The following is a 15,244-nucleotide window of genomic DNA, read 5'->3' on the forward strand; positions in this document are numbered from 1 at the left end:
TCAGCTCCTCACGGCCGTAGCGGGCGGCGTCGTAGCGGGCAGCTTCTCGATGCGGATCGCGGACGCCTTGAACTCCGCCGTGCCCGCGATCGGGCAGTTCGCCTCGATGGTCAGCAGGTTGGTGTCCACCTCGTCCGGAAAGTGCATCGTCATGAAGGCCAGGCCGGGGCGCAGCCCCGGGTCGACCCACACCGGCGCGACCACCTCGCCGCGCCGCGAGGCCACCCGTACCTCCTCGCCCACCACCACGCCGTACCGCTCCGCGTCCTCCGGGCACAGCTCGACGTACTCGCCGCGCCGCAGCGGGGAGGCGAAACTCCCGCTCTGCACCCCGGTGTTGTACGAGTCGAGGCGTCGGCCGGTCGTCAGGCGGATCGGGTACGCCTCGTCCGTGAGGTCCACCGGCGGGTCGTGTTCGACCAGGCCGAAGGGGGCCGGGCGGCCGCGGCGGGCCGGATCGGACTCCCACAGGCGCGCGTGCAGGAAGCTCGACGGCAGCTCGTCCAGGTCGGGGCAGGGCCACTGGAGTCCCTGGTGCTGCTCCAGACGGCCGTACGTCATGCCGAAGTGGTCGGGGGACAGCGAGCGCAGCTCGTTCCAGACCGACTCCGCGTTCTTGAAGTTCGCGAACTTCCGGGCGTGGCCGAGGCGTTCGGCGAGGTCGCAGAGGATGTCGATGTCCTCGCGCGCCTCGCCGGGCGGGGTGAGCGCGGCCCGCACCCGCTGCACCCGGCGTTCGCTGTTGGTCGTGGTGCCCTCGGTCTCCGCCCACGCGGCGGTCGCGGGCAGCACGACGTCGGCCAGCTGCGCGGTCTTCGTCAGGAAGATGTCCTGCACCACCAGGTGGTCGAGGGCGGCGAGGCGGCGCACCGCCTGCTCGCTGTCGGCCTCCGACTGCGCCGGGTTCTCGCCGATGCAGTAGACCGCGCGCAGCTCCCCGTGCTCCATCGCCTCGAACATGTCCGTCAGGGTCATGCCGTAGCGCGGCTGTATCGCCGTGTCCCAGGCCGCCTCGAACTTGGCCCGGTCCGTGTCGTTGAGGATGTCCTGGAAGCCGGGCAGGCGGTTGGGGATGGCGCCCATGTCGCCGCCGCCCTGCACGTTGTTCTGGCCGCGCAAGGGCTGCACCCCGGAGCCGTACCGGCCGACGTGCCCGGTGAGCAGGGCGAGGTTGATCAGGGCGCGCACGTTGTCGGTGCCGTTGTGGTGCTCGGTGATGCCCAAGGTCCAGCAGATCTGGGCCCGTTCGGCGGTGGCATAGGCGTGCGCGAGCTCGCGGATCGCGGCCGCGGGCACGCCCGTGACCTTCTCGGCGAGCGAGAGCGTCCAGGGCTCGACCAGGGCCGCGTACTCGTCGAACCCGGTGGTCGCCCGCTCGATGAACGCCCGATTGCACAGCCCCGCGTGGATGATCTCGCGGCCGATGGCGTGCGCGAGCGGAATGTCGGTGCCGACGTTGAGGCCGAGCCAGCCCTCGGCCCACTCGGCCGTCGAGGTGCGGCGCGGATCGACGGCGTACATCCGCGCCCCGTTCCGTATCCCCTTGAGCACGTGCTGGAAGAAGATCGGGTGCGCGAAGCGGGCGTTGGAGCCCCACATCACGATCAGATCGGTGTGCTCCACTTCCTCGTACGACGAGGTGCCGCCGCCCGAGCCGAACACCGCCGACAGGCCCGCGACGCTGGGCGCGTGGCAGGTGCGGTTGCAGGAGTCGACGTTGTTGGTGCCCATCACCACGCGCGTGAACTTCTGCGCCACATAGTTCATTTCGTTGGTCGCGCGGGCGCAGGACAGCATCGCGAAGGCGTCCGGGCCGTACTCGATGCGGGTGCGCTGGAACCCGTCCGCCGCGAGGTCGAGCGCCTCGTCCCAGGTGGCGCGCCTCAGCGGGGAGTTACGGTCGCCGGGGGTCTCGCGGACGAGGGGGTGGGTGAGGCGGGTGTACGGGGTGGTGGGTTTGCGGTCGCGCTGTTTTGTGCGGCTGGTCCTTCGGCTCGTCATGCGGCGCTCCTTGCTTGCGTACGGGCGGCGAGCAGGTCCGACAGGGCGTGCACGGTGCGCAGCGTCGGTACCGGGACACCGGTGATCGCGGCCAGTTCCACCACCGCCGCGAGCAGCACGTCGAGTTCGAGCGGCTTGCCGCGCTCCAGGTCCTGGAGGGTCGACGTACGGTGGTCGCCGACCCGCTCCGCCCCGGCCAGGCGCCGCTCGATGGAGACGCCCGGCTTGCAGCCGAGGGCCTCGGCCACGGCCAGGGTCTCGGTCATCATGATCTCCACGACCTCGCGGGTGGAGCCGTGCACGCACATCTGCCGCATGGTCGCCCGGGTCAGCGCACTGATCGGGTTGAACGAGATATTGCCGAGCAGCTTGATCCAGATGTCGTTGCGCAGCTCCGGCTCCACCGGGCACTTCAGGCCGCCGGACCGCATCGCCTCGCTGAACTCCAGACAGCGCGGCGAGACGGAACGGTCCGGCTCGCCGATGGAGAACCGGGTGCCCTCCAAGTGCCGTACGACGCCCGGCCCTTCGAGCTCGGTCGCGGCGTACACGACACACCCGACGGCCCGCTCGGGGGCGAGGACCGCGCTGACCGCGCCGCCCGGATCGACGCTCTCGACGCGGTGCCCGTCGTGCGGGCCGCCGTGCCGGTGGAAGTACCACCAGGGGATGCCGTTCTGCGCTGCGATCACGGTGGTGTGCGCCTGGAGCAGCGGCCGGACGAGCGGCCCGCACGCCGCGTACGAGGTGGCCTTGAGCCCCAGGAAGACATGGTCCACCGGCCCGACCTCGGCCGGGTCATCGGTGGCGTGCGGCCGCGCGGTGAAGTCGCCACGAGGGCTGAGCACGCGCACGCCGTGCTGCCTCATGGCCGCCAAGTGCGGTCCACGGGCAATGAGATGAACGTCGGCGCCGGCGCGGTGCAGCGCGGCCCCGACGTAGGCGCCGATCGCTCCGGCGCCGAGGACTGCGACTTTCACGGTGGGGCTCCTGTCGGTTGAGGGAACCGATGCCGGGCGGGGGTTGGGGCGCCGCCCGGGCGTGGGGGAGTCGCACTCTGTCGACGAAATATTGTCTACAGTATGGAAGTTGGGCCAGCAAGGGGTTGCGCGGGGTGGGCTTGCGTCTCGCCGGTCTGGGCCGTAGATCGGGGGCAGGAGCTGGGGCCATGACCTGGCAGCCCGATCGGTGTTGTGCTGGATGTGCGATCATCTTGGCTAAAGCTCGTACATGCCCCAACTTGCCATGTGAATATGGGTGCATGCTGACCGGCCGCCGTTACCGACTCGACCTCACAGAGTCGCAGACGGCGATGGCGGAAGAGTTCGGGGACATCTGCCGGGCGGTGTGGAACACCGGTCTTGAGCAGCGCAGGGAGTATCGGCGGCGCGGCGCGTGGATGAACTACGTTCCGCAGGCCGCCGAACTCGCCGAGGCCAAGCGCGAGCACGAATGGCTTCGGGCTGCGCCCTCTCACGTACTCCAGCAGACCCTCCGGGATCTCGACCGAGCATGCCGCGAGCACGGCACGTTCCGTGTGCGGTGGCGTTCCAAGCATCGGTGGGCCCCGTCGTTCCGGTTCCCGGCGGGCGACCGCATCGCCGTGGAACGGATCGGCCGCAAGTGGGGCCGGGTCAAGCTCCCCAAGTTGGGTTGGGTCCGCTTCCGCTGGTCCCGCCCCCTCGGTGGGGAGGTCCGCTCCGCCACCGTGTCCCGCAAGGGCGGACAGTGGCATATCTCGTTCCTGGTGGACGACCAGGTGCAGACACCAAAGCGGCATGCGATGCCCGGCGCGGCTGTAGGGGTCGACAGGGGTGTGAAGGTCGCGGCCGTCACTTCCGACGGAGAGTTCTTCGATCGCACATTCATCACGGACGGCGAGAGCGTTCGGTACCGGAAGCTGCAGCAAAAGCTCGCCCGGTCCAAGCGCGGCAGTAAGAACTGGCGGAAGGCTGTCACCGCTATGCGCCGGATCATGGGCCGCGTATCGGACCGGCGTGCAGATTTCTGCTCTTTCACGGCGAACCGCATCACCGCCCGAAACGCCGTCGTCGTCCTTGAGGATCTCAAGACCCGCAACATGACCGCCTCCGCTTCGGGCACGGTGACCGAGCCCGGGGTGAACGTCGCCCAGAAGCGGGGCCTGAACCGGGCAATCCTGAACAAGGGCTGGCACCGCCTGGAACTCGCCCTCAACAGCGCGGCCCGATATACGGGCAGCCGCATCATCAAGGTCAACCCCGCGTATACGTCTCAGACGTGCAATCGGTGCGGGCATGTGGCTCCGGAGAACCGCAAGAGCCAAGCGGTCTTCGAGTGCACGGCCTGCGGCCACCGGGACAATGCCGACGTGAACGGGGCGAAGAACACCCTCGGGGCCGGGCAGGCCCTGTCAGCCTGTGGAGACCTCGGCGGTGGCCGGTCTGAGAAGCAGGAACCTGATCGCCGGGCGACCGGCGTGACCCCGACTGCAGCGCGGAGCGCTGCCTGAAGGGAATCCCCTCCTCAGGGAGGCGGAGGACGCCAAACGAGATCCAGTCCAGGGCGGGGGGCGGGTGGGTCCGGCCCCGGGGCTCATCGAAAGCTCCAAGAGGCGTGGCGGAATCCTGTCGCTTTACTTGCCTTCGTACTGGTGAGTCGCTGACCAGACTGGTGGGCCCTGATCGATCCCGGCTCACGAGAGCCACGTGAGCCACGAGAGGCGGCGCTGCCCCCATGACCGGATCCCGTATCACCGCGGTCGGCCACTACCAGCCGGCGAAGGTACTCACCAACGCCGACTTGGAGCGCCTGGTCGACACCAGTGACGCCTGGATCCGCAGCCGGGTCGGCATCCGTACCCGCCGGATCGCGGGCCCGGACGAGCCTGTCGACGCGCTCGCCGCGCAGGCCGCGGAAAAGGCGCTCGCCGCGGCCGGACTCGCGCCAGGGGACATCGACCTGATCCTGGTCGCCACCTCCACCGCCATCGACCGTTCCCCGAACACGGCCGCCCGCGTCGCCGCCCGGCTCGGCGCCGCCTCGCCCGCCACGCTCGACCTGAACGTGGTCTGCGCCGGGTTCCCGCACGCCCTCGCCACCGCCGACCACGCCATCCGCGCCGGGTCCGCGACCCGTGCCCTGGTGATCGGCGCCGACAAGATGTCCGAGGTGACGGACTGGACCGACCGTACGACCTGCGTCCTGGTCGGGGACGGTGCCGGTGCCGTGGTCGTCGAGGCCGCGCCCGAAGACGAAGAGCCCGGTATCGGGCCGGTCCTGTGGGGCTCGGTGCCCGAGATGGGGCACGCGGTACGGATCGAGGGCACCCCGCCGGTCTTCGCGCAGGAGGGCCAGTCCGTCTACCGCTGGGCCACCACCCAGCTCCCCGCCATCGCCCGCGCCGCCTGCGAGCGCGCCGGGCTCACCCCCGACGACCTCGCCGGGGTCGTGCTGCACCAGGCCAACCTGCGGATCATCGAGCCCGTCGCCGAGCGGATCGGGGCGGCCGGTGCGGTGGTCGCCCGCGATGTCGTCGAGTCCGGGAACACGTCCGCCGCCAGCATCCCGCTCGCCCTGTCCAAGCTGGTCGAGCGGCGGGAGGTCGCGCCCGGTGCGCCGGTACTGCTCTTCGGCTTCGGCGGCAATCTGTCGTACGCGGGTCAGGTCATTCGCTGTCCGTGACGTGCGCGTGGGCCGCCGTACCCGAAGCGGGTGCGCCGTACCCGAAGCGGGTGTGACCGGTCCAACTCCCCCCGGTTCTGGCCATGGTGCTCGGTAGACTGTAGACAATAGCCAATCCGATCAGGAGACTTGACCGTCCGTCGCCGACGATCGAGGAGGGGGAACGCCATGCTGTCCGCGGGACTTCCGCAAGGCGCCGTGCCCAAGCTGGAGCGGCCGGGGCCGCTGCGCGAGCGCGTGTACGAGGCGCTCCTCGAACTGATCACGACCCGCGCCCTTCGCCCGGGCCAGCACCTGGTGGAGAGCGAACTGGCCGGGCACCTGGGGGTCTCCCGGCAGCCCGTGCGCGAGGCGCTGCAACGGCTCAACACCGAGGGCTGGGTGGACCTGCGGCCCGCACAGGGCGCCTTCGTGCACGAGCCGACCGAGGAAGAGGCGGACCAACTCCTCACCGTCCGCACCCTGTTGGAGGCCGAGGCGGCCCGCCTCGCCGCGGCGAACGCGGGGTCGGCGGGGATCGCCGCCCTGGAGGAGCTGTGCGCGCAGGGCGAGCGCGCGGTGGCCGACGGCGAGGTCGACACGGTCGTGGCCACCAACGCCGCCTTCCACGCCAAGGTCATGGAGCTCGCGGGGAATCTGGTCCTCGCCGAGCTGGCCGCCCAGGTGGACCGCCGGGTCCGCTGGTACTACACGCCGGTCGCCCGGCAGCGCGGCAAGCAGTCCTGGATCGAGCACCGCGAGCTGATCGCGGCGATCGAGGACCGCGACGAGCAACGCGCGACGGAGGTCATGCGCGCGCACACCGAGCACACGCGCAGGACGTACCACCAGCGGGCCGCGGAGTCCTGAGGCGTCCGGCCGCAGGCTCCCGGCCGGAGCGGGCCCGCGGCCTCAGAAGTCCTCCGCGTGCTCCTTCGCCCATTCCCGGAACGTGCGCGGCTCCCGCCCCGTGACCTCGCGCACGGTCGGCAGGACCTGGGACTCGTCCAGGGTCCCGTCGACGTAGAAGCGGAAGAAGGCATCGACGTACTCGGCGGGCATCTGCGCGCTCATCTCCGCGCGCGCCTCGTCGTCCGGCTGCGCCTCGAAGCGCAGGTCGCGGCCGAGTACCTCGCCCAGGATCCGCAGCCGGTCCGCGGGGAGCAGGGACTCCGGGCCGGTCAGCGCGTAGGCGCGGCCCTCGTGGTCGGGGGTGCGCAGGGCGAGCGCGGCGACGGCGCCGATGTCGTACGGATCGATCTGCGCGATGCGTACGCCCGCGAACGGTGCGCGCACCACGTCGCCCGCCGCCAACTGGTCCCTCCACTGGAGGGTGTTGGAGGCGAAGCCGACCGGACGCAGGACCGTCCAGGGCAGCCCGGACGCACGGACCGCCTCCTCCGCCTCCAGCATGTACCGGGTGACCGCGTTGCTCCGGTCGCCGCCCGTGACCGAGCTGCCGGAGAGCAGCACGACGCGCTCGGCGCCCGCCCGGCGGACCGCGGCAAGCGTCTCGTCCGCCCGCTGGTAGCCGGGAAGCAGGAACACGGCGCGTACGCCGTCGAGCGCGGCCTCGACCGACGCGGGGCTGTTGAGATCACCGGCCACCGCCTCGACGCCCTTCGGCAGCCCGTCCGAACGGTCCGAACGGTCCGAACGGCCCGGACTGCCCGAGCGGCTGAACGCCCGTACCCGCTCGCCCTGTTCGGCGAGGTGCCGGACGACTTCGGAGCCGACGTTCCCGGTAGCACCGGTGACGAGGAACATGGGTCTGCCTTTCGGTTGCCCGCTGTGGCTGCGCGCCGTGGCTGCCCGCCTCACCCCAGCAGGCGGGGGTGACACTGTCCACCCGCGTATCGCCATACGGGATCCGCCTCTCAGCCGCCCCTGGCCGCCGCCCCGGACCGCCCCGCCCCGCCACGGCCACCGTGCTCACCTGCCTTTGTCCTGTCGAAGGAGAAAGTCTGCACGGATTACTGCGCAACTTCTTCCCACCCCCGGCACCCACTGCTACGTTCCCCTCGAAAGCCAGGGATGCCGGAGCCGAACGGCGGGAGGGGTGGCGTGAGACGGATGACGGCTCGACCCGCGAACGCGCACCAGGCGCGACTGCTCCGTCTGCTGCGTGACGGCGGGCCGAACTCCCGTGCCCAGCTGGGCGATCAGGTCGACCTCTCGCGGTCGAAGCTGGCCGTCGAGGTCGACCGGCTCCTGGAGACCGGCCTGGTCGTCGCCGACGGCCTCGCCGCCTCGCGGGGCGGGCGCCGCTCGCACAATATCCGGCTCGCGCCCGCCCTGCGCTTCCTCGGCGTCGACATCGGCGCCACCTCGATCGACGTGGCCGTCACCAACGCCGAGCTCGAAGTGCTCGGGCACATCAACCAGCCGATGGACGTCCGCGAGGGCCCCGTCGCCGTCTTCGAGCAAGTCCTCGCCATGGCCGCCAAGTTGAAGGACTCCGGGCTCGCGGAGGGCTTCGACGGGTGCGGCATCGGGGTGCCGGGGCCGGTCCGCTTCCCGGAGGGCGTGCCCGTCGCGCCGCCGATCATGCCGGGCTGGGACGGCTTCCCCGTGCGCGAGGCGCTCAGCCAGGACCTGGGCTGCCCCGTCATGGTCGACAACGACGTGAACCTCATGGCCATGGGGGAGCAACACGCGGGCGTCGCCCGCTCCGTGGGCGACTTCCTCTGCGTCAAGATCGGCACCGGCATCGGCTGCGGCATCGTCGCCGGTGGCGAGGTCCACCGCGGTACGACGGGCAGCGCCGGGGACATCGGGCACATCCAGGTCGAGCCGGACGGACGGCCCTGCGCCTGCGGCAACCGGGGCTGCCTGGAGGCCCACTTCAGCGGTGCCGCCCTGGCCAGGGACGCCACCGAGGCCGCCGAACAGGGACGTTCGCCCGAGCTCGCCGCGCGCCTCGAGGAGGCCGGGGTGCTCACCGCGTCCGACGTCGCCGCCGCGGCCGCCGCGGGCGACGCCGCCGCGCTCGACCTGATCCGGGCGGGCGGCAACCGCACCGGGCAGGTGATCGCCGGGCTCGTCAGCTTCTTCAACCCCGGGCTCGTGGTGATCGGCGGCGGGGTGACCGGCCTCGGGCACACCCTGCTCGCCGCGATCCGCACCCAGGTCTACCGCCAGTCGCTGCCGCTCGCGACCGGCAATCTGCCCATCGTCCTGGGCGAGTTGGGGCCCACCGCCGGGGTGATCGGCGCGGCCCGGCTCATCAGCGACCACCTGTTCTCACCGGCCTGACCCGGCCGGTGCGCACGACCCGCACGGCACCACCGCGTATCACCCGCACGGCACCACCGCGTATCACCCGCACGGCACCACCGCGTATCACCCGCACGGCACCACCGCGTATCACCCGCACGGCACCACCGCGTACGACCCGCACCTGAAGCACGTACGACCTGAACGGCACGCCGTACGACCACCACGGCACGACGTGCGACCTGAACAGCTCGACGTACGACCGCAAAAGCCGCACCACCCCGGAGCACAGCGCCCTACCCCGCCCTGCCCGAAAACGCCCCGCCCTGCGACAGCCCTGCCCTGAACCCGGCCGAAACCAGCCGAGGAGAGCACCATGGCACCCGAACCACCGCTGCTCACCATGTCCGGCATCACCAAGTCCTTCCCGGGCGTACGCGCCCTCGACGGCGTGACCCTGGACGTCGAGGCGGGTGAAGTGCACTGCCTGCTCGGCCAGAACGGCGCCGGGAAGTCCACCCTGATCAAGGTGCTCGCGGGCGCGCACCGGCCGGACGGCGGCACCATCACCTGGCGCGGCCGGGACGTGCACCTCAAGTCCCCGATCGCCGCGATGCGGCTCGGCATCGCCACCATCTACCAGGAGTTGGACCTGGTCGCCGGGCTCTCGGTCGCCGAGAACGTCTTCCTCGGGCACGAGCCCACCTCGGCAGGGTTCGTGGTCCGCGGCCGCGAAGCCCGGGAGGCAACCTCCGCTCTTCTCACGCGACTTGGACATGACGAGATCGACCCCGCCCGGCCTGTCGGTGAACTCTCCGCCGCGCAGCAGCAGATCGTCTCCATGGCGCGGGCCCTCTCGCACGACGTCCGCCTCATCGTCATGGACGAGCCGTCCGCGGCCCTCGACCCGGACGAGGTCGACAATCTCTTCCGGATCGTCGCCGGGCTCACCGCGGACGGGGTCGCCGTCGTCTACATCTCGCACCGCCTGGAGGAGATCCGCCGCATCGGCGACCGCGTGACCGTACTCAAGGACGGCCGGGCCGTGGCCGCGGGACTGCCCGCCGAGTCCACGCCGACCAGCGAGATCGTCTCTCTCATGACCGGGCGCACGGCCGAGTACGCCTTCCCTGAGAGGCCCGCCGACCAGCCCGCAGCGGCGAGGCCGCTCCTCGAGGTCCAAGGGCTCGCCAGGGACGGCGAGTTCGCGCCGCTCGACCTGACGGTGCGGCCCGGTGAGATCGTCGGGCTTGCCGGGCTCGTCGGCTCCGGGCGCTCCGAGATCCTGGAGACGATCTACGGGGCGCGCAGGCCCACCGCCGGACGCGTCCTGGTCGACGGGCGCACCGTCCGGCCCGGCAGCGTCCGCGCCGCGGTGCGCGCCGGGCTCGGGCTCGCCCCGGAGGAGCGCAAGGCGCAGGCCCTGCTGATGCTGGAGTCCGTCACGCGCAATGTGTCGGTCACCTCGCTCTCGCGGTTCGCGCGCGCCGGATGGCTCGACCGGGGCCGCGAGTACGCGGCCGCGCGCCGGGCCACCCGGGAGCTCTCCCTCAAGCCCGACCGGCCACAGGCGCCGGTGCGCACCCTCTCCGGCGGCAATCAGCAGAAGGCCGTACTCGCCCGGTGGCTGCTCCGCGGCTGCCGCGTGCTGCTGCTCGACGAGCCGACCCGCGGTGTCGATGTCGGTGCCCGCGCCGAGCTGTACGCCGTGGTGCGGCGGCTCGCCGACGAGGGGCTCGCCGTGCTGCTCGTCTCCAGCGAGGTCCCCGAAGTCCTGGGCCTCGCCGACCGGGTGCTTGTCCTCAGGGAGGGCCGCGTCGTGCACCGGGCCCCCGCACGTGACCTCGACGAATCCCGCGTACTCGACCTCGTCCTTGAAGGGAGCCCGGCCGCATGACGCAGGCAGCGCAGCCATCGAACCCTGCGCGGGAGGAGGAACCCGTGCACAAAACCGACAACAGTGGTGGTGAGGGGGTCGGCAAGGAGCCGGTGGGACGTCCGCCCGCCCCGTGGCGCGCCGTCCTCGTCCGCGCCGACGTCCGCACCCTGTCCCTGGTCGGCGTGCTCGCCGTGCTCGCCGTCATCGGCGGCGCCACCAAGCCCGACGCGTTCCTCTCCGCCAGCAACCTCCAGCTGATCCTCACTCAGGCGTCGGTCATCGGCGTCGTGACGGTCGGCATGACCTTCGTCATCACCTCCGGAGGCATCGACCTGTCCGTGGGCGCCATCGTGGCGCTCGCCTCCGTGTGGGCCACGACGGTCGCCACGCAGGAGTACGGCTTCGGGGGCGTCCTGTTCGCGTCCGTGGTCGTCGGCCTCGGCTGCGGTCTCGTGAACGGGGTGCTCATCGCGTACGGCGGGATGGTGCCGTTCATCGCGACGCTCGCCATGCTCGCCGCGGGCCGCGGGCTCGCGCTGCAGATCACCGACGGCAAGACCCAAGTGGTCACCGTGGACGAGGTGTTGAGTCTCGGCGAGCGGGACGCGTATCTGCTCGGCATCCCGCCGCTCGTGCTCGTCTTCGCCGCCGTCACCGTCGTCGGCTGGCTGCTGCTCAACCGCACCACCTTCGGCCGCCGCACCGTCGCCGTCGGCGGCAACGCGGAGGCGGCCCGGCTCGCCGGGATCGACGTACGCCGCCAGCGCCTTTACCTCTATCTGCTCTCCGGTCTCTGCTGCGGCATCGCGGCCTTCTTGCTGATCGTGCTGTCCGGCTCCGGCCAGAACACCAACGGCAACCTCTACGAACTCGACGCCATCGCGGCCGCGATCATCGGCGGCACGCTGCTCACCGGCGGCCGGGGCACCATCGTCGGCTCCGTGCTCGGCGTGCTGATCTTCACCGTGATCACCAACATCTTCGCGCTCAACAACCTCCAGAGCGCGACCCAGCAGATCGCCAAGGGCGCGATCATCGTCGCCGCCGTTCTCATCCAGCGCCGCACCGCCCGCGAGTAGCGCGCCACTTCGAGGAGAGATACGCACATGGCTCACCCAGCGCACACCACCCGCAGAAACCTGCTCTTCGGCGCCGCCGCCGTCTCCACCGGCGCGCTGCTCACCGCCTGCACCAGCAACGAGCCCACGGACGGCGGCGACGACAAGGCCGAACTGCCGGTCGCCGACGACAAGCCGGGCAAGAAGGTCACCATCGGCTTCGCCGGGCCGCAGGCCGACCACGGCTGGCTCAACGCCATCAACGTCAACGCCCGCGAGCGCGCCGAGAAGTACCAGGACGTCACCCTGGAGATCACCGAGGGCTCCAACGACACGGCCGCCCAGATCGGCCAGATCGACACCCTGATCAACAAGAAGGTGGATGTCCTCGTCATCCTGCCCGCCGACGGCAAGGCCATGACCCAGGCCGGGCTCAAGGCCATGCGCGCCGACATCCCGGTGGTCAACCTCGACCGGATCTTCGCGTCCCCGCAGGCGTACCGCTGCTGGATCGGCGGCGACAACTACGGCATGGGCCTCAACGCCGGGCACTACATCGGCGAGCAGCTCAAGGGCAAGAAGAACGCCCGCGTCGTGGAGCTGGCCGGGCTCGACAACCTGGAGCTCACCAAGCAGCGCACCGAGGGCTTCGACGACGCCCTGAAGAACTACCCCAACATCAAGAAGGTGGCACGGCAGGCCGCCGAGTTCACGGTCGAGTCGGGCCAGGAGAAGATGTCTCAACTCCTCCAGGCGCAGAAGAACTTCGACGCCCTGTGGAACCACGACGACGACCAGGGCGTGGGCGCCCTGCGCGCTGTCAAGCAGGCCGGGCGCGACGACTTCCTGATGGTCGGCGGCGCCGGGGCGCTCTCCGCGTTCGAGGAGATCAAGTCCGACCAGGGTGTCCTGAAGGCCACCGTCCTCTACCCGCCCACCATGGCGGCCTCGGCCATCGACCTGGCTCGTGCGCTCGGCCAGAGCAAGGGCATCGGCGGCATGGCCGAGTTCGAGATCCCGTCGTCGATCACGCTCTACTCGGCGGTCGTCACCAAGGACAACGTCGACCGGTACATGCCCACCGGCTTCAAGTGAGCCCCGCAGCACCTGTGTTGAGCACCCGGGGCGCCGCGCCCCCCACCGCCGTTGACGAGGAGGCATTCCGTATGCAGGAGGAACACGGGGAGCGGGACGAGTCCGTGGCCGGGTCCCGGGCGCTGCCCCGGCTCGGTGTCGGCATGGTCGGTTACGCCTTCATGGGCGCCGCCCACTCGCAGGGCTGGCGCACCGCGGGCCGCGTCTTCGACCTGCCGCTGGCCCCGGACATGACCGCGATCTGCGGCCGCGACACCGTCGCCGTACGGTCCGCCGCCGACCGGCACGGCTGGCGCGCCGCCGAGACCGACTGGCGCGCCCTCGTGGCCCGCGACGACGTGCAGCTCGTCGACATCTGCACGCCCGGCGACAGCCATGCCGAGATCGCCATCGCGGCGCTGGACGCGGGCAAGCACGTGCTGTGCGAGAAGCCGCTCGCCAACTCGGTCGAGGAGGCCGAGGCCATGGCCGCCGCGGCCCGCCGCGCCCGCGCCCGCGGCCAGGTCGCCATGGTCGGCTTCAACTACCGCCGCGTGCCCGCCCTCGCGCTCGCCCGCCGCATGGTCGCCGACGGCCGGATCGGCGCGGTCCGCCATGTGCGGGTCGCCTATCTGCAGGACTGGCTGGTCGACCCGGAGTTCCCGCTGACCTGGCGGCTGCGCCGGGAGCTCGCGGGCTCCGGTGCGCTCGGCGACCTCGGGGCGCACATCGTGGATCTCGCGGAGTACGTCGCCGGGGAGCGGGTCGCGGGGGTGTCCGCGCTGACGGAGACGTTCGTACCGGAGCGGCCGCTTCCGGTGGGGGTGTCCTCGGGCCTTTCCGCGGGGCTGTCCGCGGGGTCCGATGCCGAGAGCGGTGGCGGTGGCGGTGTGGGGCGCGGGCTTGTCACCGTCGACGATGCCGCGCTGTTCACCGCGCGCCTGGCCTCCGGGGCGCTCGCGTCCTTCGAGGCCACCCGTTTCGCCGCCGGGCGCAAGAACGCACTGCGGCTCGAACTCAACGGCGAGAAGGGTTCGTTGGCCTTCGACCTGGAGCGCCTCAACGAGCTCTCCTTCCACGACCACACCGAGCCCGGTGAGAGCGCGGGCTTCCGCCGCATCCTCGTCACCGAGGCCGCCCACCCCTACCTCGACGCCTGGTGGCCGCCCGGCCATGGGCTCGGCTACGAGCACACCTTCGTGCACCAGGCCCGCGACCTCGTCCACGCCATCGCCGAGAACACCGCGCCCGTCCCGTCGTTCGCCGACGGGCTTCGGGTCCAGCGGGTCCTCGCGGCGGTCGAGGAGAGCGCCGCGAAGAACAGCGCCTACATCCCCGTACCGGCTCCGGAGGCTGAGGACTGATGCCCCGCACCTTCACGCTCTTCACCGGCCAGTGGGCCGACCTGCCGCTCGAAGAGGTCTGCCGGCTCGCCCGCGACTTCGGCTACGACGGACTCGAACTCGCCTGCTGGGGCGACCACTTCGAGGTCGACAAGGCGCTCGCCGACCCTTCTTATGTAGAAGGCCGCCACCAACTCCTCGACAAATACGGCCTGGAATGCTGGGCCATCTCCAACCACCTCGTCGGCCAGGCCGTCTGTGACGCGATCATCGACGAGCGGCACAAGGCGATCCTGCCCGCCCGCATCTGGGGCGACGGCGACGCGGAGGGCGTACGGCAGCGCGCCGCGGCGGAGATGGAGGACACCGCGCGGGCCGCGGCGGCCTTCGGCGTGGACACGGTGATCGGCTTCACCGGCTCGGCGGTCTGGCACCTCGTCGCGATGTTCCCGCCGGTCGTGCCCGGCATGATCGAGCGCGGCTACCAGGACTTCGCCGACCGCTGGAACCCGATCCTCGACATCTTCGACGCGGAGGGCGTCCGCTTCGCGCACGAGGTCCACCCCAGCGAGATCGCCTACGACTACTGGACCACGAAGGAGGCGCTCGCCGCGGTGCATCACCGCCCCGCCTTCGGCCTCAACTTCGACCCCAGCCATTTCGTCTGGCAGGACCTCGACCCGGTCGGCTTCCTCTACGACTTCCGCGACCGGATCTACCACGTCGACTGCAAGGAGGCCCGCCGCCGCCTCGACGGCCGCAACGGCCGCCTCGGCTCCCATCTGCCCTGGGGCGACCCGCGCCGCGGCTGGGACTTCGTCTCGGCCGGGCACGGCGACGTGCCCTGGGAGGACGTCTTCCGCATGCTCCGCTCGATCGGCTACGCCGGGCCGGTCTCGGTGGAGTGGGAGGACGCCGGTATGGACCGCCTCCAGGGCGCGCCCGAGGCGCTGCGGCGCTTGAAGGCGTACGACTTCGAACCCCCGTCGGCCTCGTTCGACGCGGCGTTCGGGGGCGCCGAGTAGGCCACT

At 71.3% G+C, this 15,244-nt stretch carries 12 protein-coding genes; 9 read left to right on the forward strand and 3 right to left on the reverse strand.

From position 1 onward, the window contains the following. Together ACWD10_RS24725 and ACWD10_RS24730 are read right to left on the reverse strand one after the other, a co-directional pair. Complete coding sequence (locus ACWD10_RS24725) at window positions 1-2,001, reverse strand: molybdopterin oxidoreductase family protein (RefSeq protein ID WP_451094511.1); 2,001 nt, start codon at window positions 1,999-2,001, stop codon at window positions 1-3. Then, window positions 1,998-2,981, reverse strand: a complete 984-nt coding sequence (locus ACWD10_RS24730; protein WP_451094513.1) for a 2-dehydropantoate 2-reductase — start codon at window positions 2,979-2,981, stop codon at window positions 1,998-2,000. Before ACWD10_RS24730 ends, ACWD10_RS24725 begins: the two co-directional genes overlap by 4 nt. Before the next feature lie 188 nt (window positions 2,982-3,169). On the opposite strand from ACWD10_RS24730, the gene ACWD10_RS24735 reads away from it, so the two are divergent. From ACWD10_RS24735 to ACWD10_RS24745, 3 genes are all read left to right on the forward strand, one after another. Then, window positions 3,170-4,492, forward strand: a complete 1,323-nt coding sequence (locus ACWD10_RS24735) for an RNA-guided endonuclease InsQ/TnpB family protein (RefSeq protein WP_451094515.1) — start codon at window positions 3,170-3,172, stop codon at window positions 4,490-4,492. Window positions 4,493-4,716: 224 nt separating this feature from the next. Continuing rightward, window positions 4,717-5,664 (forward strand): beta-ketoacyl-ACP synthase III, encoded by a 948-nt coding sequence (locus tag ACWD10_RS24740; RefSeq protein ID WP_451094517.1) that lies wholly within the window; start codon window positions 4,717-4,719, stop codon window positions 5,662-5,664. A 168-nt stretch (window positions 5,665-5,832) separates the two neighbouring features. Next, entirely contained in the window at window positions 5,833-6,513 is a 681-nt protein-coding gene (locus ACWD10_RS24745) for a GntR family transcriptional regulator (protein ID WP_451094519.1), read from the forward strand. A gap of 42 nt (window positions 6,514-6,555) precedes the next feature. Here ACWD10_RS24745 and ACWD10_RS24750 read toward each other — a convergent pair whose 3' ends face one another. Continuing rightward, entirely contained in the window at window positions 6,556-7,410 is an 855-nt protein-coding gene (locus ACWD10_RS24750) for an NAD(P)H-binding protein (protein WP_451094521.1), read from the reverse strand. A 306-nt stretch (window positions 7,411-7,716) separates the two neighbouring features. Here ACWD10_RS24750 and ACWD10_RS24755 point away from each other — a divergent pair, with 306 nt between their 5' ends. The 6 genes from ACWD10_RS24755 (at window position 7,717) to ACWD10_RS24780 (ending at window position 15,238) form a co-directional block, all read left to right on the forward strand. Beyond that, window positions 7,717-8,898, forward strand: coding sequence for an ROK family protein (locus ACWD10_RS24755; protein ID WP_451094523.1), 1,182 nt, complete (start codon window positions 7,717-7,719; stop codon window positions 8,896-8,898). Window positions 8,899-9,235: 337 nt separating this feature from the next. Then, entirely contained in the window at window positions 9,236-10,756 is a 1,521-nt protein-coding gene (locus ACWD10_RS24760; protein WP_451094525.1) for a sugar ABC transporter ATP-binding protein, read from the forward strand. Then, complete coding sequence (locus ACWD10_RS24765) at window positions 10,753-11,817, forward strand: ABC transporter permease (protein ID WP_451094527.1); 1,065 nt, start codon at window positions 10,753-10,755, stop codon at window positions 11,815-11,817. The genes ACWD10_RS24760 and ACWD10_RS24765 overlap by 4 nt, the downstream gene beginning before the upstream one ends. A 27-nt stretch (window positions 11,818-11,844) precedes the next feature. Next, on the forward strand, window positions 11,845-12,891 hold the full coding sequence (locus tag ACWD10_RS24770) for a substrate-binding domain-containing protein (RefSeq protein WP_451094529.1): 1,047 nt from the start codon (window positions 11,845-11,847) through the stop codon (window positions 12,889-12,891). A gap of 71 nt (window positions 12,892-12,962) precedes the next feature. After that, window positions 12,963-14,234 carry a Gfo/Idh/MocA family protein gene (locus ACWD10_RS24775; RefSeq protein ID WP_451094531.1) on the forward strand — a complete coding sequence of 424 codons (1,272 nt, stop codon included), beginning with the start codon at window positions 12,963-12,965 and terminating at the stop codon, window positions 14,232-14,234. Continuing rightward, entirely contained in the window at window positions 14,234-15,238 is a 1,005-nt protein-coding gene (locus ACWD10_RS24780) for a sugar phosphate isomerase/epimerase family protein (protein ID WP_451094533.1), read from the forward strand. Before ACWD10_RS24775 ends, ACWD10_RS24780 begins: the two co-directional genes overlap by 1 nt. Window positions 15,239-15,244 lie beyond the last annotated feature (6 nt).

This window comes from Streptomyces sp. NPDC002851, assembly GCF_053591935.1.